Consider the following 21,459-nt stretch of genomic DNA (forward strand, 5'->3'; position numbering starts at 1 on the left):
AGGATATGGTTAATGATGTACAGTTTTATATATATACTATTTTAGCAGTAATCATTTTATCGATGGCTATCGGATTTTTTACGAAAAGATATTTCATCATGCCGATTTTGACGCTGGTGCTTATGGGAATCGCAGCCTTTGTGCTGCCGAACTTTTACGACAACCTCGAATGGCAACCGCTGGCTGGATACGCCGCATTTTTAGCAGTCTTGTCATTTGTAGTATCAATGTCGATGTGGGTAGTTAAGAGAAACCGCCGCCGTGCTAAGGAACTCCGGAACGGACCCGGTGAAACTATCGACGAAGCAGAACATAAAAAGGAAATATAAGATGATTTTTGACACCGGCTGCAGCCGGTGTCTTTTTGTGGTGTACAGCGGGGTATGCAAAGTTATACCGACCGGATTCACATCATTCATCCTGAATACTATCCTTAAAATAGGGTAAGCAATATAATGTAGACCTTGTTATTGAGTTGAAGCTGGAATATTATTTTGTAAAGAAAAGGATGATTTAATATGGCTAAAGTTGGTATTATTGTCGGCAGTACGAGAAAAGAATCTTTTTCGAGAAAAATTGCTGAAAATGTCGCTCCTTTATTCCCATCGGACTATGAACCGGAGTTTATAGAAATCGCAAATCTTCCATTATATAACCAGGATTACGATGAAGACAGCCCCGAAGAATATACAGCATTCCGCAAGCAAGTCAGAGACATGGATGCGATTCTGTTTGTTACGCCCGAGCATAACCGCAGCGTGTCAGCTGCCTTGAAAAATGCGCTCGATACCGGTTCCAGACCTTACGGTGAAAGTGTGTGGGATATGAAACCGGCAGCGATTATCAGTCAGTCGATCAGTAATTTGAGCGGCTTCGGTGCAAATCATCATTTACGCCAATCCCTCGTTTTCCTGAACATGCCGGTCGTTCAGCAGCCGGAAGTTTATCTTGCGAACTCGCAGAATTTACTCGACGAAAACGATAAAATCACTAATGAAGATACGATTCAGTTTCTGCAGACATTTGTAGATGCTTTTGTTGAACTGATAAAAAGATATCAATAAAATGACAAACCTCCGTTTTGATTAAACATTTCAAAACAGAGGTTTTTTTCTGCACAAAAAAACTGCGCCGCCCAGCATAGTGGGGGACGCAGCTGTAATTTTTATATTTTACTAAGCTAAAAGGGTATCTAAGTTTACACCGTATGATTCAGTGACAATTAGAAGTACCGCACCTTTATCTAACTCAGCCTCATATTGTTTTGCCTGATTTTCATCAAAACCGATGTTTTCCAATTTGTTGCGTAATTCATCGCCTTTTTTCTTGAAAGTAGTTTTAACAGCGTCAGCAACACCTTGTTCGCTCATACCGATAGTATTTGCGCCGGAGTTGTCTGCGATACGCTTCGTACGATCATCATCGTGGGTCACAACGTAGATGTCTTTAGTATCTACCTTGTTGGATTTTAGAATTTCAATTGCTTCCTGGATTTTGTCATCATCATGATACGTTTTAATAAATGGTGCCATAATAATATCCCTCCAAATAGTTTGTTCATTGAACACATTACTGTATATATCCGTGCCCGAAAGTTTTAAACATAGTGAGTGATTAAAAGATAAAGATCTCGTGTCCTGATGCAGGTGCGTCAGATGCTGCAGCGGGAACAGCCGTGTATAAATAGAGCTCGTTATCAAATAAAAGAGAAATATAGAGTATGTGAATTATGTATCATAATATAATCTAAGGCAGACACATCGAAATAGGTCACTTACACCTGATATTCTGTTGTATACACAACTTCCTATAATATATGTTATGTAAACTTTAGTATATATTATAATATAGATGTTCAAATTTATGTGTTTTTATATGCTGTTTTAACTTAATTCATTTATGTGTTTAACTGGTTAATTTTTGTCTGTTCAGCTGCAGATCGCATTTCCTTTGTGTCTGACTCTGTGCAGTTCAATCTGTCTGTCATCTGACTGGCTCATTCTAAGCTCAGTTAATCATTTACTATGGATAATCCTTCAGTATGTTTCTTAAAATCATCCTCAGATTCAGCTGATTTTTCCTTAATTATGGATTTACGTATTTATATAATTATATACGGATATTTCCAGTTTTAACGTTAAATCTAAGTTTTACGTACATTTCAGCTGATTTCTAATAATCCGTATATGCATCAATTTTGACAGTTTTTCTCCATATTTCATCAAATTCGCATCTTATGCGAATTGTAATTGGATTCGGTTTTTATCAATCTTAATTATCAGAATATTGCAATCAATTATGTTTCACTTAATTATCTGCCCTATTATTACATATGTAACAGGTATGATTTATGGTAAAATTAGAGAGGTTGTCCAGTTCACTTCCGTGCCGGTAGCATGGAAGGAGGTGTTATCATGCAAAGCACTTTACTGGAATTACTTTTTGCGCCGATAATTGTCGGCGTGATTGTCTCACTGTTCACTTATTGGCTGAACAATGACGATGAATAGCCGGACAGCTGCCAATACACCATTAAAAAACCCCAATCTACTGGAATAGATTGGGGTTTCGGTGTTTCATGCTCAGCACTTTACTTGTAAGTACATTATACCATCTGGTTTTACTGTTGTAAAATGAAACAAACTGATATTTATAACCCATACTATTCCCCTAGCACATCACAAAGCTTATTTACTCCCGTTCCTCATCCAGCTGCAGTTCTTTTATCTTTTCATACGCCGCATCGTCAATAGAAAACGTCTTCTCATCCGAGTTGGCTAAACTCTCATTGACCGTCAGGGCATCGATAACATCATACAGTGATTCGATTTCATCACGTGCGAACTCGTACTGCGCTTTACTCATCAGAACACCTGCAGTTTTATCGCCATCGATTACGTGCACGACACTTTGCTCTTTTTCAGCTGTTTTAAAAGCATTCTCAGGATTCTTCTGAAATTCTGCAAGATCTATTGTCATCCGCTCACCATTCCCCACATACAGCGCCTCCTTTTTAATCAGTTTCATTATACCCCTTTTTAAATTCCATATTCAGGGTATACAGTAATGTAACAATTTAATCGCTTAAAATCAGGAGGAGATTAAATGATTGGATATGCAGGAACTTATACCCAGGAAAAAAGTAAGGGCATTTATCGTTTTAATTTAGATACTGAAGCTGGTAAATTAATCGGCGGAGACTTAATCGAAGAATTTCAAGGTCCCTTATATTTAAATATACAGAATGATAAATTGTATTCATTAAAACAGGACGGTGATACAGCAGGCATTGCGACGTTTGAGATTGAAAATGGCAATCTCAAACTCATCGAAGAATGTCTGCCGGAAGCTGAAAACGGCTGTTATTTAAGCCCGTCTTCCGACGGTAAGTATATGATCGATGCTGTTTACAGCACCGGCAAGGTGCGTTTATATAAAATGGATGACCGCGGTGCAGTCACTGAGCGTCTGGATGTTTATCAGGTTGAAGGTAGCGGTCCTCACGAGCGTCAGGATCACGCCCACTCGCATTTTGTTACGGAAACGCCGGATGGCAAATATTTCGCTGCTGTCGATTTAGGTGCAGATAAGATAATTACATTTAAAATAGAAGAAGAACGTCTCGTTAAGCTAGCGGAGTCTAAAGTCGCGCCTGGCAGCGGCCCGCGTCATCTGGTGTTCAGCGATGCCGGAGACTACGCATATATCGTTACGGAATTATCCAACGAAGTGATTGCTGCAGAATATGATGATGGTAAATTTACGCCGGTTGAAACTTACTCCGCCCTGCCGGAAGATTTCACTGAACATTCTCAGGCAGCAGCCATCCGTAAACATCCGAATGGCAAATATATTTACGTGACTAACCGCGGCCATAATAGCATCGCCGTGTTTGAAATTAAAGAAGGCGGCCAGTCGCTGGAGCGTCTGCAAATTGAATCATCCAACGGAAACTGGCCGCGCGACTTCAATATTACACCGGACGGCGAGCACTTAGTATGCGCCCATGAGAAATCCCACAACCTTGTGCTGTTTAAAATTAATGAAGACGGAACAATCTCTCGTTTAGACAGCGAAATCGAAGTTCCGGAAGGAATCTTCGTGGATTTCCTTTAAAAATAAACAGCACAATGACCCGGGAGCGCCGCTCTCGGGTCATTGTCTTTCTCACAAGTAGCCGAGAAAGCTTCTACCGGGTCATTGTCGCTTCCACAGTGACGGGATAAACGAGCTGTCCAGTCATTGTCACTTCCACAGTGACGGGATAAGAGAGCTGCCCCGTCATTGTCATTTTCACAGTGACGGGATAAACGAGCTATCCCGTCATTGTCACTTCCACAGTGACGGGATAAGAGAGCTGCCCCGTCATTGTCATTTTCACAGTGACAGGATAAACGGGCTGCCCCGTCATTGTCACTTTCACAGTGACGGGATAAACGGGCTGCCCGGCCATTGTCACTTCCACAATGGCGCGCTAGCTTACAAATCCAACAAAAAACGCAGGCAGCACTTCGAAAGTGCTGCCTGCGCTCCAATTTTAATAAAAGAATATCACAACTATGGTTCTCGCCGCATAATAAATAATTAAAAATTTAAGAATCGATTTAAAATACGGCTTGTTTTCTTGTTTTTTAAGTTTAATAATCGCTGCTGCTATTATTCCCGGCAATACCAAATACCAGATCACATAATTATTAAACACAATACTCAATAGCAGCTTAACAAATTCATATATTTCCGCAGCCAGTCCCATGCGCGAAACCCTTTAAATCTTTCCTAGTTTTTTCGCTATCGCATACACGGGTTTGTTGAATACCTTATCAAAGGTGCCCGGCAGTTCTTCGATATACGGTGTAAAGCCGCGTTTAAAACGGTAAACGCCGTAGTCCTGCGCCTGGTCGGTAAAGTCGCCTGTCAGACCGAAGAAGTTAAACCGCTTCACGCCTAATTCCTTCGCCTTCTTAATCATTTCCCAAGTCGCAAAGTTCGTGCCTTTAAAGAACGAAAGTTCCGGATAGCTGCCGCTGAACAGATAGACCATCTCGTGGTTATTGTAATAGTACATGCCTGCTGACAAATCGAGTTCCGTGCCGAATTCCGTTTTGAACTCTTCCATTTTAGCAATCCGCTTGTCCTTACTCGCAAGCTGTTCCTTATGTTCGTTGACGCGTTTTTTCTCGCGTTTGGTCGCTGTACCGTTCGCAGCTTTTTCTTCGATTTCCGCAATGTGACCCATTTCCGCTTCACGTTCTGCCTCAAGCTGCGCCAGATATTTATCGACATTCACATGTGTCATCACTAAGAACATCCGGTCTTTCAAAGTATGCAGCAGATTTTTAATCTTCTCTGCCGGCACAGGATCAAAGCCGATGCGTTCTTCCGTTTCTTTATATATATCGATAAATTTATCGTACTCATCTTCATCGAGCAGCTTTAACTCAAGCGGCATCGTTTCCGTCTGTCGGGTATTGTAGCGCGTCGTCGTATCCATCTGTTTTAAAATATCATCCAGCGGCTTATCGACATCGATGACTGCCTGGAAACGCAGCAGCTCTTCTGTAATCAACTCGGTCGTAAAGCCGTGATGCGTATAACCGAGGTTTTCATATAAAGACACAAGCTCCCGGTTATTGCGGGCATCATCTTCAACCACGTTACCATCGTGATCACGCAGCTGGTATACCTGATACGGCGAATGAATCATCTGCAGCGCACCATGCTTCTTTGCATACTTATCGATTTCCTCTAAGAAAAACTTCAGGCGCTCATTCGAAAAGTCACGCAGTAGCGGCCCCGTATGCGACGTAAACAGCCTGAATTTCTTCAGCACCGATGTCGCACTCAGCATAGACACCCCGATCAATTCTTCACCATCATATAAGCCAAGCAAATGCGTTTCATTCACCTTGGAAATATAATCGTAAAACAATTCATCATGGAAATAATGCATATGCCCCTGATAGGTCTGTACAAATAATTTAAATGCTTCTTCTGTTATTGGTTTTACTTCCATCGCTGGATCAAACCTTTCTGTTCTTTACTTATATTGGTTTTACTTCCATCGCTGGATCAAACCTTTCTGTTCTTTACTTATTCAGTCCAAGTTTCGCTTTCACTTTATAGATATTATGCTGCAGCGGCGCAATCACTTTAACGAAATCGCCGACCAGCTCTTCAATCTCCGCATTAAAACCGCGTTTAAAACGATAAACACCGTAGTCTTCTCCGTCTTCAGAGAAATCACCACTGACACCGTAAAAGTTGTAGCGTGAAATATTATGCTCCATACAATACTTCATCATCTCTAAATGCATTTTATACGGTCCGACAAATTGCGGATACTCAGAAGTACTCGCCCCTGAGTTATACACAAGTTCATACGGCGTTTCGAAATAAATGCCGGCAGCAAGATCCAGTACGTTGCCTTCCTTCTCGTGAATTACTTTCGCTTCATCAAGATCGCCGGTAAGATTACTCACCTGTTTTTCCATCTCTTTAATTTTATTCAGGGTCTTCTCGTTTTTATTCTCTTTCGCCTGCATCGTCTCTAGACGCTTCGCCACATCCTCTAACTCCTTAGTCAGATTCGCCACGTACTTATCGAGTTCGATATACGCGTAAGGAATCAGAACCTTTTCACCGTAGGCCTTCTTAAAGTTCGAGAAGTATTTCTTCGGATCGGGATGTGTGAAGAAACCCTGGCGTTCTGATGTATCAGCATACAGCTTCACGAATTTATCGATTTCATCCACTTCTAAAAATCTAAGCTCGACACCGTACTTCTGGACTTTCTTCATATTGCGCTTACGCTGGGAGTCGAAAGACTTCACCAGGTCTTTTTCATTGTCAAACGGCGACACATCCAAGACACTCATCCAGCGGGCCTGGGACGTTTTCGAATAGCCGCGTGTAAACCCTTCATGAGCGTAGCCGAGCGACTCCATCAGCTCGATTAACGCATCCTGCGCCGGGTAGTCTTCTTTTTCAACAACGTCTTTATCGTATTTCTTGTAAATCCAGTTCGGGTCGACTTTAACGTAAGAGCAATTATTTTTCTTAAGATAGTCCGTTAAACCTTCAAAGTAGAAACGAACCAGCTCTAAATTATGGTAATCGAGCACCGGGCCCCGATTCGAGTAATAGAAATATTTACCCATGACCGTCGGCTGGAGCGTAAAGAGACATGCAGCAATCACTTTGCCGGCATCGTCCTTAACTCCTAGCAGTTTAACAGTCTCGCCGTTCATTTCACGGTTGGTTTTATTTTCAAGCATCTGGAAGAAAGCCGCTTCACGGCCTTCCTCTATAAACGCCGCATATTCTTCATCAGTTAATTCCAAAAACTTCATGCGATTCACTCTTTCTCTTATTTATTACGCAGCTTGTTCAAGCCGTTATAAATTTTATAAGCAGGTCCATTAATCGGTTTGATAAAGTCCCCGATATATTCATTCACGACAGCATTGAATCCTTTTTTAAACTGAATGACGCCGTAGTCTTCGGCATTCTCCGTAAAGTCTCCGCTGATGCCGTAGAAGTTATACTGGTCTATACCCTGATCCAGGGCATACTGAATCATCGTCCACTGGATCAAATAGCTTCCCGCGAAATGTCTGAAGTCGTTATCGGTACCGCCAGACAGGTATGTTACTTCATGTGGTGTGACGATAAAGTAGGCACTCGACAGCGGCAATTCTTTGCCGTGAGATTCCAGCAGCTCTTTACCTTCCTGTAATTTCGCATCAATGTTCTCCAGCTGTTCAGTCAGGTTCTTCACTTTGTTCTGGTTTTTCTCATTATCTGGATCGCGCTCAAGCGCACGTTCCGCTTTATCTATATTCTTTTCCATCTTTGCCTTATCCTTGGCAATAGATGCATTATAGTCTTCAAGATCCACATAGACCATCGGAATCATAACCTGATCTTTAAAGTAGCGTTTTCTGTCTATATAAAAGCTGTCATCTCTGTCGAAGAATTCCTTCATCTCCGAAGTATCCTTCATGAACTTGCGGAAGATATCGATATTATCCAAGTCTAAATATTTAATGTGCAGACCATGCTTCTCCGCTTTTTTAATATTTCTCCGTCTGAGATTATCCATATCATCAAAGACTTCTTTTTTATCTTTCCCTGCCAGGTTCAGCACCGAATGCCAGCGAACCTGCACAATCGGATCAAACCCGTTTTTAAATCCGTCGTGCTCATAGCCCAATGCTTTAAAATTATCGAAAATATAATCGTTCTCCATGCTTTCGATGACTTCACCCTCGTGGTTGCGTTTGTTTATCACTTCATACGGGTCGACACGCAGATACATGACCTTCTTCGGTTTTAAGAGCTTCGTCAAACCGTCAAAGAAAGTTTTGAACACTGCTTCATCGCTGTAATCGAGTACCGGGCCTCTGTTGGTATATGCATATTTAAACACTTTCATTACGGGTGTCAGTGTAATGAGGCAAGCCGCCTTCACCGCGTTTCCATCTTTTACACCGACTAAATAAGTTTCAATGCCGCTGTCTTTTTTTAATTTATAGTTTTGTTCCGTCTGGGTAAAATGACTGAAATTCTGCTTCGTATAGTCATTAAATTCTTCTAAAGATAACTCTGTAAATTGCATAATGGCACTCCCGTTCATCAATTCTCAATCTCTAATATAGTAACAGATTTCATCGTGTGTTTCATCTAATACATGGACAGGCAAGCCTTATTTAAGGAATTTATTGAAATGCTTGGTCAGACGATAAAGATCTCCCCGCCTATGCGGGGACGCTGGACCCCTTGGTTAGGGGTTGTCCGCGTTCAAGTACGACGGTGAAGCGGCGCTGTACTTGAAACTCTTATAAAGTACGACGGCAGCTTCCTGTAGTACTTGAAACTCTTATAAAGTACGACGCGAAATCCCCGTCGTATCTGAAGGACTGGCAAAATACGACGCGGCTCTGGTGTCGTACTTGGATTCATTTAGCAAAATATAAAAAACGCAGCTAATTGCTTTTAGCTGCATTTATTATTAAATGCGATTTGACGGATGAGTTCATTATTAATCTCTTTATCGGAATTAATCGCATCGAGTATTAATTTCTGCTGTTCCTTTGATACTTTTAATCCTTCAAGCTCTAAGTTTTTAGCGATTTGTTTATTGATTTTTGATTCAATAGTTAACATGTGAACCGTCCCTGTTCTTCTATTATACCACTTTTAACACCTAACAGAATTCGTCTATTTAAACGAACTTAAAATATCGATTCGCCTTTTAAGACGAATTATAATACAATATAAGCACTACATAAAGGAGCTGATTTCCATAATATCTATGCTGATTTTGGACGTGTCTAACAGTACGAAGGCGCCTCCTGAAATATATAACCATCTCTCATTCATAGAACGCAAACTTCGAAGTTTAAATACAGACAATAATAAACTATATATGAATTACCGTATGGGTGAAGAGCTGTTTATCATATCCTCACAGCCGTATTACACTATTTTGTTATCATTTTACGCAAAATCATTATGGCCTGCTTCAAATTTTCCTTTAAAATGCAGTTTCCATACCGTAGATGATTCTTATCCTGAATACAATCCGGACCGCTGGAATCATCCTGCTATAAAAGCAGTAAGAGAATCGCTTGAAGCAATTAAAAAATCAAAAGTGCAGGATTTCTCAAGTCCTGATATGCCGAAAGGTATCGAAATTGCGTTAATGTATGCCACTGATATTTTTAGAACTGTGACCCCTCTGCAGCAGGAAGTCATGCAGTATTATTTAACAGGAATCAGTCAGAAGGAAATAGCAAAACTGACGCAAAGATCTGTCTCGACCATTTCCAAACACGTACAAGTTTCTCGGGTTAAACAGCTGTCCGAAATTATTGATTACGTTATAGAACATTACGAAATGGAGTAAAAATCAATAAAATTCGCCTGATTAGACGAATTTTATCCTTTTTATTATAAACATCGCTGCCAGACATACTGACAGCGATGTTCTTTATCGTAGTAATTCTATTCTGCAGCTTCGAGTTCTGCTTCAGTTACCCATTTGTGATTTTCGACCGGATCTCCGGTTTCCGTATCCACGTAACTAATCATGTATACGGTAGTCTGTTCAGCTGAATCCACAGTTGCTGTTGCGCCCTCCATGCCTTCCATATGGGTAGCATTCATGACTGCCTCATCACCTTGCTCCAAGGGCGCCTCACCTGGGTCTTCCAATTCTTCATGCACTACCCACTTATGATTCTCTACCGGGTCACCGCCAGTTGTCGGAGTATACGATACTTCATAAGCTGTCGTATCATACGCACCGGTAATCGTTGCGATAGCACCATCCATACCCGGCATATGATCAGTAAGTATCATCGCTTCACTGTCTACAGGATATTTTGGATCCTCAGCCTCCTCGAGAGTGTCAGGTACTTCTCCGGAACTAGAATGATCCATTTCTTCATGACTTCCCTCTTCCTCCAGTGGTTTCCCTGGCGTTCCTTCTTCAGCCGGCTCTTCTTCAGCATTACTGCACGAAGCGAGCAGCAGACCTGCTGAGATAATGGTTGCTGATAAAAACTTCTTGCTCTTCATTTAAAATACCTCCTATTTGTAACTAATTCTATTCTTATACCCCAGATAGGTATTTTAAATCTTATTAACTCTTTTTTGTAAAATAGAGCTTCTAATGATTATCTTGAAATATCAAAAATAAACACACGCAAATTTTGCGTGTGTTTATTTTAATCTTCTAATCTCTGTTCGTCTTTATGATATTTAATTATTCCTTCAGCACAGCGATATGCTATCGCACCGACTGTTCCTGTCGGGTTATTTCCGGAGTTGTGTACAAATGTACTCGAGCCTGCAACAAACAAGTTGTCGCGATCCCAGTGCTGTAGCCACGTGTTTACTACACTATTCTCAGGATCTGTCCCCATCGGTGTACCCCCTGAGATGTTAGTTGATTGATAAGGTACAATATCGTATTCACCGATATCATCATTTTCTACATCTATATGATTAGCACCCATTTTTTCTACAATTTCTTCACATCGTTCTGTCAGATATTTATTTCTGGCATTGTCTTGCTCTGTCCAATTATAGGTCAGCATGACTTGTGAATTTCCGAATGCATCCTTGTATGTATCATCCAGGTCCAGGTAATGATCTCTGTGCGGGCCGGTATGAGCCATCGAATACACTTCTAAGGTTCTTGTAAAGTTATTGATTGATTCTTCTTTAAATTCCTCGCCCCATTCAGGCGTGCCCTTACGAATTGTATTTGACAAGATAGGACGGGCGCCTGTTTGTGTAAAATGAATTGAACCGCCGTGAATAAAATCAAGGTCATCATGATCAAAATTATCACCGTTAAAATCATCGAGAATCATACCAAGGGCACCTGCACCCATAAATGTATTGAACTGTTCATCAAAGAAACCGGTAGCACCTAAACCTGTTTGGTAACAATAATTACTGCCGAGTGTCCCTTCCTCTGTTTCAGGGTCATATTGTTCCCCGATATTTGAAACTCTGAGCAATTTATAGTTATTAAACAGGAAACTCGTTAAGACAATAATATCTGCTGGCTGGAAAAATTCCTCTCGCGTTACAGTATCTATGAACTTCACACCAGTTACTTTTTTATCATCATCTTTATCGGTAACAATTTCAGTCACGTTCGAATTATAGCGGACTTCATAATTTCCAGTTTTTTCTGCGGTTTTTAATACAGTCACATCAGGAGTTGCTTTTGCATCATATTCACATGCAAAGCGTTCACAGAAGGCGCAATATTGACACTGATTCAACACTTCGCCGTCAGGGTTCTCATAGTTCTGTGACATGTTAGCAGACGGCATCATAATGGGATGTAAATCCAACTCTTTAGCTGCTTTTTCAAACATTTTTAAAGTTTTTGTTTTAACCATCGGCGGGTTTGGATATGGACTGGAACGCTTCTCACCGAGCGGGTTTTCTTCACCGCTGACACCGGCAGTTTTTTCGAATTTATCATAGTATTTTTCCATCTCATCAAAGGTGATGCCCCAGTCGCGATAACGAAGACCAGAATCTTCTCCAAGTTTATCTTTTCCGTATTTTTCTTCTGTCATCGTCTTAATTTCAAAGTCATACGGCATGTAACGGTCAGTTTGACCATTCCAGTGCGTCCCGGCGCCCCCTCGTCCATTGCCAGGTAAAAATGAACCTAGACGACGAACAGGCAGTGCACGTTCGTCTCTCGAATTTCTAAAAGTTAAAGTTTCGACTGAAGTGTCCTGCATCAGTTCATAGCGCTGGGCATACTTTAATTCATCATGCACATGCTGATAATCAGTAGTATCCCGGTAAGGTCCACGCTCTAAACTTTTAACTTTCAATCCTTCTTTCGCAGTTTCTGCAGCAACAATTCCGCCTGTCCAGCCAGCTCCAATCGTTACAACGTCTACTTTATCTAACTCTTTTGCCATTTCTTTATCCTCCTATTATTTACACCCGTATCTTTTCATAAAAATCGCATTTACAAATATATCCTACATTAGATCATTGTAACATTATTAAAATATTATGTAAGAGTTTTAAAGAAATATAAGTTTAAGTTGATAATGATAATTACAAAATATTATTACCATGTTTAATGAAAACTTGAGCAATTCGGCTCAGCATTTCCCCGGTAGTGTTAACCTGACCATTTTCATTGCTATACCTCAAATATCAAAGAGCACCCCTAATCAGAAATATCTGATTAGGGATGCTTCGCTTTTACAGATTAAAAATTTGAAGATTATCTATAGACGATACCGCCATCAGTTAAGATAGCCTGACCAGTAATATAACCTGCATCTTCAGAAGCAAGGAATGCTACTAAATTTGCTACGTCTTTCGGTTCCTGGGTACGTCCTAAAGAAATAGAAGAAGCGTATTGTTCTAAGGCTTCGCCTTTCTTAGTACCGATAACATCCATAAATTTCTCATCTAAACGTTCCCACATTCCTGTTGCTGCGATACCAGGGCAATATGCATTAACGGTAATATCGTCTTTAGCAAACTCTTTAGAAGCAACTTGAGTTAAGCCGCGCACTGCGAATTTAGATGCACTGTAGGTTGACAGGAAGTCGAAACCTTCATGCCCAGCAATACTTGATGCATTGATAATCGTTCCGCCGTGACCCTGCTCTTTCAGCTGCTTGGCTGCTGCCTGAATTCCGAACAGGACACCTTTAACGTTAACATCTAAAACAAAATCAATATCTTTTTCACTGATATTCTCTATCTGCTCAACTGCGCCTTCAACACCAGCGTTATTAATATAAACATCTAACTTACCAAACGTATCTACTGCATGTTTAACCAGAGCAGTGTGATCATCCTGTTTTGAAACATCCGCGACTTTTGCTGTCACTTCGTAGTTTTTACCTTTAAGTTCTTCTAAAGTCTCATTAAGCACTTCTTCATTAATATCACTTAATACAACTTTAAAGCCGTTTTCGCCTAATTTTTCTGCAATACCTTTACCTAAACCTTGAGCCGAACCTGTAATGACTGCAACTCTGTCTAATGTCATGATATATAGCCTCCAATTAGTTTGTTTACACATAACATTATATAGGTTTTATATACTATTTACTAAGTTTTCGCTCAATTATGATGAGCTTAGTTATTCGTCGTTTTCTTAGGATAAACGACTTCCCCATCATCTTCTATAATCGGCATGGCGCCCCATTGTCCCAGCTGATGCGGCACTATTTCTATTTCCTCTTTATTATTCACTATTATATGATTAACATCCACATCGTGGGCAGCTAACCAGTTACTAACGATTAAACGGTGGCATCTGGAAGGATGACGTTCAGCACACAAAATAGCGACTGTATTTTCTTTCGCATCTTTCATCAACGCTTTAATACCTTGTTTGAAGTCGTCAGTCAGCGTGTAATCTGCATAGTTATGGAATGATTGATTTTTCCAGCCTTCATTTAAATTTTCTCCTACGGTGCCTGACCGTTTTCGACGTCCACCGAGCAGCTTATTATGAAAGTATTTTATCTGCTTATCTTCTAACCACTTTTGAAATGATTCTTGATTATATTGCGGATGGCTTTTACTGTTAGGAAATGCCCGCACATCCATCACGAATGTCACATCTGCTGTTTGCAGCATTTCCTGAAATTTATCGAGTGAATAATCAAAATGACCGACAGTATAAATACGCATAGACCAGCTGCCTCCTATAATTTTAAACTTTTTAAAAATCTATTCCCTTTTATTAAGACCTTAGTTAAAGTTAAAGAGATATATCATCCGATAAAATACCTAGGAAAGAGGAAACCTAATGAAGTCAGAAAAAGATTATACCGATGCTTTTTCTCCCCGTTCAATCATTTCCCTAGTAACTTTAGTAGTATTCATAGGCATATTGATATGGTTAAGCTTTAATGTACATATTCCAGAACCTGAAGTCTTAAGAGAGATGATTCAAGGATACGGCTGGGCAGGCTGGCTGATTTTTATCGGCATAACAGCTTTAATTGCCATTACCCCGATTCCCGTCACTATCCCGGCCTTGGTCGCAGGTTCTCTATACGGCGTCATAGCCGGCAGCTTATTTTCTTTTACCGGCATATTAATCGGTTCTTGGATTGGCTACTGGTTAGCAAGATTCACCGGTCAAAACCTGACATTCAAACTCCTTGGCAGACATGGACCGACGGTTAAAAAATATTTGAGTAATGCAGGCTTTTTAGCCATGTGTACAGCAAGGCTGATGCCAGGACTGCCCTATTGGCCAGTCAATTACGGTGCAGGCGCCTTAGGCGTCAGCCAGTCTGCCTTTTTGTCAGCAACCTTTATTGCTTCTATCCCAGGGCAAGTTTCACTGGTCGCCCTTGGTGCCTTCGCAGTCAATCAGTCTCTATTTAACGGTATCATCCTGATTACTGCCTGGGTGACGGTGCTCGTATCTACCTTGACCTCCTACCGTTACTGGCGAAAGATGCGCAATAAGGGTAAGTAAGTAACTGTTAGAGATTGCAAGGAGGGATAAAAGATATAAGTATGGTTGCTATGTTAATGAAACGTTTGCTCCTGTCGTTTCAACCACTCTTTTTGTGAATAGATACAATTATTCCACCTCAGGAAGAGATAAACTCTTATCAAATTTCCTTGTAAATATTCTTTGTACCTTGATGTATACATCTGGGTTATCAATTATAATTAAAAATATTTTTCCCTTTGCCCGTGTAAGTGCTTGATATATGCCTTCAACTTCTAAATAAGGGTAGTATTCACTATAGCTTGAACATAAATAACCTTCGTCATCATAGTAATAATGATTATCTAATATAATAATTATATCGTCGTATTCTCTACCTATTACGTTATGAACTTGTAATGACTCTCTATGTATATTGCTCCTTTTTGTTTTACCAGATGTTCTAGTTATATATTCTGTGAGCTCTATACTTAGATACTCATTCTCATATAATTCCTTTATGAAGTCATTTGATGTTTCTTTTGAGTCAAAGTATGCCACATTAATATCTTTATAATCATAGTCATGGTGATGTCTCACGTTGGTTTTAAGAAGCTTTTCTATAAAAGCAATTGTTTCATGATTAGTCCTTATTTTATTTCTCAATTTAATAAATTTAAATTCTGTATTTTTTCTATAATCTTCAAAAACTTTTCTTTGTTTTTCACCTGTTGATAACACTTGTCTATAGTCAAATGCAAAGTATATTTTTTTATTTTGATATTCTAATATTTTTTCAAGTTGAGATGGATAAATCCTTTGAGCCTCGTCTACCATTATTAGATCATATTCTTCTATATAATTCTCATAAAGTTTAATTGGCTTCACCTGAAATTCGAAAGTTTCAGCTAATTGATGATGATTTTCTAAATTACCACAAAATAACATTAAAACTTTATAACCTTCATCGGTTAGTTCTTTTGCAATGTCATAAAGCAATAACGTTTTCCCTGTCCCGGCCTCTCCCTCTATACAAATTCTTTGTCTAGTAGAACTCATTATTTCTAACTTCTTATCTCTTTGGTCTTGACTCAAATAATATGAATGATTTATAAATGCTTGAGGATGACTGTAAGGTGAGACTATAAATTTATTAACATCAATTTTTTCAAGTTCGTTATTGTACAAATAATCATCACTTATGGAGTGAATCAACTCTTTAAAGCTACTTTTTACAAGTGAGTTGTTTTCATTTAGTTTATATATCATATTCTCAGAAGTGATATAGACATAAGAGTAAATTGTTTTATTTAATGCGCTCAATATAAATTTATGTCTTCTCAATTGATCTTCAATCTGCTCCATTCCTCGTTTAGGAACTTCTAACTTCAATTCTATATTAAGAATGCTATCTTCACTAAAACGTAATAAGTCAAATTCCTCATCAATTTTACTTTCTAACTTATAACCTAGAAAATATCCATTTCTTTGTTCAATAGAAGATTTTGATTTTAATGATTTTACTAAAAGATATAAATCTCTATATTCATGATCAATACTATCGTCTTGATCTCGCAAATATTTGTGATCATTCAGCTTTATGAATGATTGTAATACATAATCATCATTCAGTTCATAAATAGAGCTATAATAATCTAAATTAAAAGGTTTATGCATTTAGTTTCTCCTTTACTTTATAGGCTAGCTTATCTATTTTTAATTTCCTTCTATCCAATCTTTATTCAAACTTAGGCTTTTAGTTTGCCAACCTTGTGAGATATCCAAAATCTTCGTACTAACTATCTTACTTTTAAAAGTGTAATAAGTTAAGTACACTGAATCAAATTCCTGATTTTCCTTAGTCTTATTAAATAAATAATATACTTCAAATTGATGTATTGATTCTGCAGGTAAATTAAAGGAGTAAGATCCATTATTACCTAAGTAAATTTTATCTTCCCCCTTTTCTACTCTGTTGACCTGAGTTGCTTTATCTATTAATACTCCAGACTTATAAAGAGACAAATTTACATTTCTAACAACTTGGTTAACTTCTTTGTTATTATGAATTTCTATCCATAATGGCATTGTTAATATATTGTAATTTTCTTTAAATGAAGCTGGTTCTTCATTTATTAAATCATGAACATGTTTATAATACAGCGAAATTTCCCCTCTTCTTTTTAAAAGTCTATGTATTATCTGCTGTAAAAAGTATAAAAGAAGTGCACCTATAAGAGTCATTCATTATCGCACCAATGAGTATCAAAATAGTTTCATTGAAAAATTCTTCACTTATCAGGTTTACCTTGTCCTTTCTCATCACTTAGTAAAAAACGCCCAGCTCATCACTGGGCGCTCCATAGCTTCCTACATAAACAATATACTCACTAAAAATATTCCAACGACATTCACAATTATTGCCGACAGGCTGAGTTTCTTCGGTCTCCCTTCACCGATTTGCGTGATTAAGAGGATTACCACGCTTAACAGCGCGAGACCGATGGCTATATAATACGGCAGGCCGATTGGCGAGCAGAAAAAACATTGAATATTATTAAAGCTTATATCATATTCACCCTATCGATTAAAGTACTTGAACTACTGTTCATTATCCCAGGATGACTGACACTGTGAATCGAGATACTATAAGATGATGGTTGTAACGATATTAGTGACAATGAACAGTCTTAAACTCATGAAAGCAAAAGACTGTGACATTTAATAGGTTGTAAAATACAAAAATCACTGCTTGAGTAATAAGGAATAGATTTTTCTTATTACTCATTTTTATTTTTCTATCCACTAAACATTTTAGAGTAGAATTTATTTAAAAATCATCAATATATTAACAGTTCTCACACATAATTATATCTGTTGCTATTCCATGATTTTACCAACCATTTTTAATACTTAAAGTCTTCTAATCTCCAACAATCTAACTTCTTATTATGTTAAAAGAATCCATATCTACCGCTTTCTTTATTCTTAGTGAATTCTATAAAATTCACTCTTCGTTTTATAGAATTGGCTGGCTCTTTATTATCAAGAATAATTATTTGCATATTATTACCCATTGATGCTAAATCTTTAAAGAAAGCATTTTGAAGATCTTGTTCATTTTGAATATTTCCATCAAAATCTCTCTTCGATTTTCTTTCTTTATATGTAGTTAGTGGTGAATCTAAAACAACGAACCCCGGGTGAGGCAAAGAATTTTTTTGACAGTATTGCATAAAAGATACTGCAAAACTACTATAAATAATTGCTCTGTATCCCTTACCGTAATCTTGAACAAGCTTCTTATTTATATAAATTTTTTCACCTTCATAGGATACTCGTGGATCATCTGAAAAATTCCATCTCCTTAACGTGTCAGACATGTACTCACAGAAAGTGTCTATAGACGTTATAATCCCATCTTCTTCTTGTTTATTATTATTAATAGTAGTTGATTTCCTATTTTTTATTAAACTAGTAACTAATGATTTTTCATTTTCTAATTCGGCTAATCTATCTTTAGTTGATTTATATTGTATATACCATTCTCTATCTCTGTCATATGCCTTTAACAATTCTTTTAACTCAACTTGCTTTGGTTGTAAAATAGTTTCCAATGTTTCCTCTACATTTGCTAGATTATTTAAATCTTTTTGTATCTCTTCTTGTAAATTTGCTTCATCAATTTCTGATTGTTGTATAGTTGAATTTAAGTCGGTTAATTTTCCTTTTATTTTTTGAATTTCTACTCCAATTGATAGCACAAGTTCTTCAGAGTTCTCATTAACTTTACATTCATGATTTTCATTATTTTTATCCAACTTATGGTTACAATATGGACATCGAGAAAATTTCAATTGTGAGAAGTAATGGTCACTTTCAATTAAGAAATTGAGTCTTTCTAGATCAGTAACATAATATTTCTTCAATAGTTTAAACCTTTTAATCAATTCCCTATTAGCAATACTACGTGATTTATTTTCTTCTAGTTTATTCCATCTCTCTCTTCTATTAGTTGTTTCAATTTTAATTTCATTACTTAACAACTCTAAGTCACTTTGGATTTCATTCATTTTCCCCTCCAAATCTAACGTAGGAAAAATTTTATCAAAATTAATCTTTTCAAGCTGCTCTTCTTCTTTTGAAATTAATCTTTCTAACAGTTCTTTTTGTCCTTCTAATTTTGTTGGAGAGTTGAATTCCACATCTTGACCAATCTCGTTTTCACCATCATCGATACCAGAAATAAGATATTTAAATATCGATTTTTCCACTGGCACATGTATATTTTGACCTGAAAGTTGAGGTGAACTTGTTTTGATAATTTTATCTTCACCTATAGTAATATAAATTGCTAAATCTCTGAAACTTAAGGTCCTCAGGTCACCTTTTTTATTCCTCTTCACATAGATTGGATGATCGTAACCAGCTTTCTTTAAATAAAAGGCAGAAATATTATCATTACTCTCTTTATTGTGTTTCAATTTCAATCTATGAGATTCTGATTCCTCTATTAAATTCATCTTACTGGGGTATATTTCAACTTCATTAGCATCAAAAATTCTCTTTATTGTATAAACATCACCAACATATGATTTTAGTTCAACTAGTACTGTATTATATCCTGATGCTTCTTCAATATTCTTAGGCTTGTTTTTAGCTCCCAATATATAATTTAAGCTTTCAAAAACATACGATTTCCCTGTATCGGAAGGACCTGTTAGTATATTTAGTCCGGCAGAAAACTCTAATGTAGCGGCTTCTACATTTGTACCTTCAACAGATATTTTCTTTATATAAAATCCATTAGTATTCATCCAACCACGTCCTTATTAGAGATTCTCTTGAAAACTCACTGCCCCAATTGGATAAATTATCATTTACATATTCAGATAGTTTTTGCTCCGAATAATACTTGAACTCATTTATAACTATTTGAGCATTTTTAATCAATTCCGTTTCATAAGTCGAATCAAAGTAATTAAGAAAAGCTGAAGTTAGTTCATTTGCACTATAGTAGATACCATTCTCAGTATACTTAATATCTATAAGATCCTTAGCATACATCAGTTGGATTCCTTCTTGAATAATTTTTCTTTTGATTATTATTTCTCCTGTACGATGTGGTATAGCCGGATGTAAACTTTCATAATTTTCATTGAAATCATTTGCGTGTAGAACAAAATAATCATAAATTATAAGTCTATTGATATCTATCGGAACGCTTTTTAATTCATTTAAAATATTCAATACTCTTAATCCGACTTCTAATGGCGTGTTAAAGACATTCCGGTTTAATTTAAATATATCATTGTTCATAATCAATCACCCACAATATTTCATCTGCAGAATCCGGCTTTTTCTCATTAGCTAGATGGTGACAAATCCCCATCTTAACTGGAATATCTGCGAAATCTCTCAGAGCATTATTAGAAGAAAGCGCGAGGGCCTTTGCTTCTCTCGTTGCAGCTCTAACCCTTTCGAACCCATCTTTATATTCATCGTAGACTATATCAACAATCCCGTGATAAACTTCATTTTTCATTTCTTCGAATCCATCTAACCCGTCAGGCTTCGAATCTCTATCAAAAACTCTTAATGATTCAGCTTGATAGAAATAATTTCGTTGTCTTTTAAAATGGCTAAATAAATACTGGTGTTCTTCTAGTTTAACCAAGTTATTTATTTCAACTTTTTTATGGTCAGAATATGCATTGTAAAGCTTTTTTACATACATTTGCTCTTCCTGTTTCACTTTAGCTGGTTCTTTTAGTGGTTTAGGACGTTCAGTCAAACCCCCACCAAATCTAAAAGAAAAGTATATCGTATCTTTATATTGATTAATGAGTTCTCCAGGATTAATTGATTCGAAAATGGAAAAATCGAATTTTTCAACATATTCTTTAAATTCATCAACTAACCTCACTTCTTTTTCCGAAATATTTTTGAGACAATGTTTATCCCAATTCGCAATAAGTTCATCTCTTAATTTATCTGGCTTCATCAATAAATCAGAAAGTTTTGGTCCTACACCGCGTGTTGAAACAAAATAGTAGTTTTGAGGGACGCTATATTCTCCAATATATGTGTAGTAACATAACTTTCCAAATTCAACCCACATTTCAGAAGGTGTGAGTGCACTACTATAATGTTTACATTGATAGTTATCCCATATCTCACTTCCATCTTTAGAATATTTCTTAAAGGCAACCACATCTCTACCTTTGTCCCCAGATCCTGCTAATCTTATCACTTTTTTTATCTTCTGTACTTTTTTATACTTCGGTCTTAAGTAACCATATATCCATTCTTCAATTAACTCTTCAAATTCGTCTGCAGATATTATTTTCAATCTATCGATTGGTGGCATATTTTTTCCCATGATTAGTTGTTTATTGGAAAGAGTACGATTATACTTTGGTTCTTCAATTTCATAAAAATCATCCATAACAGAGTTAGTCATTTATACACCTACTTACCATTTATATATAATTATA

General features: G+C 37.5%; 21 protein-coding genes. 6 read left to right on the forward strand and 15 right to left on the reverse strand.

What is annotated here, in order from left to right; all coding sequences use genetic code 11:
* Nucleotides 1-5: 5 nt before the first annotated feature.
* Nucleotides 6-329 (forward strand): hypothetical protein, encoded by a 324-nt coding sequence (locus IR135_RS04070; protein WP_135096932.1) that lies wholly within the window; start codon nt 6-8, stop codon nt 327-329.
* A gap of 189 nt (nt 330-518) precedes the next feature.
* Nucleotides 519-1,064, forward strand: a complete 546-nt coding sequence (locus IR135_RS04075; RefSeq protein WP_135096934.1) for an NADPH-dependent FMN reductase — start codon at nt 519-521, stop codon at nt 1,062-1,064.
* A 111-nt stretch (nt 1,065-1,175) separates the two neighbouring features.
* On the opposite strand, the gene IR135_RS04080 is transcribed toward IR135_RS04075, so the two are convergent.
* Nucleotides 1,176-1,532 carry a general stress protein gene (locus IR135_RS04080; RefSeq protein ID WP_135096936.1) on the reverse strand — a complete coding sequence of 119 codons (357 nt, stop codon included), beginning with the start codon at nt 1,530-1,532 and terminating at the stop codon, nt 1,176-1,178.
* 882 nt (nt 1,533-2,414) lie between these two features.
* On the opposite strand from IR135_RS04080, the gene IR135_RS04085 reads away from it, so the two are divergent.
* On the forward strand, nt 2,415-2,510 hold the full coding sequence (locus IR135_RS04085; protein WP_135096938.1) for a type I toxin-antitoxin system Fst family toxin: 96 nt from the start codon (nt 2,415-2,417) through the stop codon (nt 2,508-2,510).
* A gap of 181 nt (nt 2,511-2,691) precedes the next feature.
* On the opposite strand, the gene IR135_RS04090 is transcribed toward IR135_RS04085, so the two are convergent.
* Complete coding sequence (locus tag IR135_RS04090; protein ID WP_135096940.1) at nt 2,692-3,027, reverse strand: hypothetical protein; 336 nt, start codon at nt 3,025-3,027, stop codon at nt 2,692-2,694.
* Nucleotides 3,028-3,105: 78 nt separating this feature from the next.
* Between IR135_RS04090 and IR135_RS04095 the strand changes: the two genes are divergently transcribed.
* Nucleotides 3,106-4,116: a lactonase family protein gene (locus tag IR135_RS04095; protein WP_135096942.1), complete on the forward strand. Its 1,011-nt coding sequence runs from the start codon at nt 3,106-3,108 to the stop codon at nt 4,114-4,116.
* Between the two features lie 649 nt (nt 4,117-4,765).
* Here the strand turns inward: IR135_RS04095 and IR135_RS04100 are convergent.
* The 4 genes from IR135_RS04100 to IR135_RS04115 form a co-directional block, all read right to left on the reverse strand.
* On the reverse strand, nt 4,766-6,013 hold the full coding sequence (locus IR135_RS04100) for a peptidoglycan bridge formation glycyltransferase FemA/FemB family protein (protein ID WP_135096946.1): 1,248 nt from the start codon (nt 6,011-6,013) through the stop codon (nt 4,766-4,768).
* Between the two features lie 73 nt (nt 6,014-6,086).
* Complete coding sequence (locus IR135_RS04105) at nt 6,087-7,349, reverse strand: aminoacyltransferase (protein WP_135096948.1); 1,263 nt, start codon at nt 7,347-7,349, stop codon at nt 6,087-6,089.
* Nucleotides 7,350-7,366: 17 nt separating this feature from the next.
* On the reverse strand, nt 7,367-8,617 hold the full coding sequence (locus tag IR135_RS04110) for an aminoacyltransferase (RefSeq protein WP_135096950.1): 1,251 nt from the start codon (nt 8,615-8,617) through the stop codon (nt 7,367-7,369).
* Between the two features lie 377 nt (nt 8,618-8,994).
* Complete coding sequence (locus tag IR135_RS04115; protein ID WP_167753356.1) at nt 8,995-9,165, reverse strand: hypothetical protein; 171 nt, start codon at nt 9,163-9,165, stop codon at nt 8,995-8,997.
* A 163-nt stretch (nt 9,166-9,328) separates the two neighbouring features.
* Between IR135_RS04115 and IR135_RS04120 the strand changes: the two genes are divergently transcribed.
* Nucleotides 9,329-9,907, forward strand: coding sequence for a helix-turn-helix transcriptional regulator (locus IR135_RS04120; RefSeq protein ID WP_135096952.1), 579 nt, complete (start codon nt 9,329-9,331; stop codon nt 9,905-9,907).
* A 98-nt stretch (nt 9,908-10,005) separates the two neighbouring features.
* Here the strand turns inward: IR135_RS04120 and IR135_RS04125 are convergent, their stop codons facing one another.
* The 4 genes from IR135_RS04125 to IR135_RS04140 form a co-directional block, all read right to left on the reverse strand.
* A complete protein-coding gene (locus tag IR135_RS04125) occupies nt 10,006-10,581 on the reverse strand; it encodes a YdhK family protein (protein WP_135096954.1) in 576 nt (191 codons plus the stop codon).
* A 149-nt stretch (nt 10,582-10,730) separates the two neighbouring features.
* Nucleotides 10,731-12,461 carry a GMC family oxidoreductase gene (locus IR135_RS04130; protein WP_135096956.1) on the reverse strand — a complete coding sequence of 577 codons (1,731 nt, stop codon included), beginning with the start codon at nt 12,459-12,461 and terminating at the stop codon, nt 10,731-10,733.
* A gap of 314 nt (nt 12,462-12,775) precedes the next feature.
* Nucleotides 12,776-13,555 (reverse strand): acetoin reductase, encoded by a 780-nt coding sequence (locus IR135_RS04135; RefSeq protein WP_135096958.1) that lies wholly within the window; start codon nt 13,553-13,555, stop codon nt 12,776-12,778.
* A gap of 89 nt (nt 13,556-13,644) precedes the next feature.
* Nucleotides 13,645-14,205, reverse strand: coding sequence for a DUF488 family protein (locus IR135_RS04140; protein WP_135096960.1), 561 nt, complete (start codon nt 14,203-14,205; stop codon nt 13,645-13,647).
* Nucleotides 14,206-14,323: 118 nt separating this feature from the next.
* Here IR135_RS04140 and IR135_RS04145 point away from each other — a divergent pair, with 118 nt between their 5' ends.
* Nucleotides 14,324-15,004 (forward strand): TVP38/TMEM64 family protein, encoded by a 681-nt coding sequence (locus IR135_RS04145; protein ID WP_135096962.1) that lies wholly within the window; start codon nt 14,324-14,326, stop codon nt 15,002-15,004.
* Between the two features lie 108 nt (nt 15,005-15,112).
* On the opposite strand, the gene IR135_RS04150 is transcribed toward IR135_RS04145, so the two are convergent.
* The 5 genes from IR135_RS04150 to IR135_RS04170 all read right to left on the reverse strand — a co-directional run bounded on the left by IR135_RS04150 (nt 15,113) and on the right by IR135_RS04170 (nt 21,425).
* Nucleotides 15,113-16,639, reverse strand: coding sequence for an ATP-binding protein (locus IR135_RS04150; RefSeq protein ID WP_135096964.1), 1,527 nt, complete (start codon nt 16,637-16,639; stop codon nt 15,113-15,115).
* 39 nt (nt 16,640-16,678) lie between these two features.
* Complete coding sequence (locus IR135_RS04155) at nt 16,679-17,206, reverse strand: hypothetical protein (protein ID WP_135096966.1); 528 nt, start codon at nt 17,204-17,206, stop codon at nt 16,679-16,681.
* Between the two features lie 710 nt (nt 17,207-17,916).
* On the reverse strand, nt 17,917-19,779 hold the full coding sequence (locus IR135_RS04160) for an AAA family ATPase (protein WP_135096968.1): 1,863 nt from the start codon (nt 19,777-19,779) through the stop codon (nt 17,917-17,919).
* Nucleotides 19,769-20,281 (reverse strand): ABC-three component system middle component 2, encoded by a 513-nt coding sequence (locus tag IR135_RS04165; protein WP_135096970.1) that lies wholly within the window; start codon nt 20,279-20,281, stop codon nt 19,769-19,771. The genes IR135_RS04160 and IR135_RS04165 overlap by 11 nt, the downstream gene beginning before the upstream one ends.
* Nucleotides 20,271-21,425, reverse strand: coding sequence for an ABC-three component system protein (locus IR135_RS04170; RefSeq protein WP_228063407.1), 1,155 nt, complete (start codon nt 21,423-21,425; stop codon nt 20,271-20,273). The genes IR135_RS04165 and IR135_RS04170 overlap by 11 nt, the downstream gene beginning before the upstream one ends.
* Nucleotides 21,426-21,459 lie beyond the last annotated feature (34 nt).

It is taken from the genome of Jeotgalicoccus nanhaiensis (assembly GCF_015235105.1).
GTDB classification, from domain to species: domain Bacteria; phylum Bacillota; class Bacilli; order Staphylococcales; family Salinicoccaceae; genus Jeotgalicoccus; species Jeotgalicoccus nanhaiensis.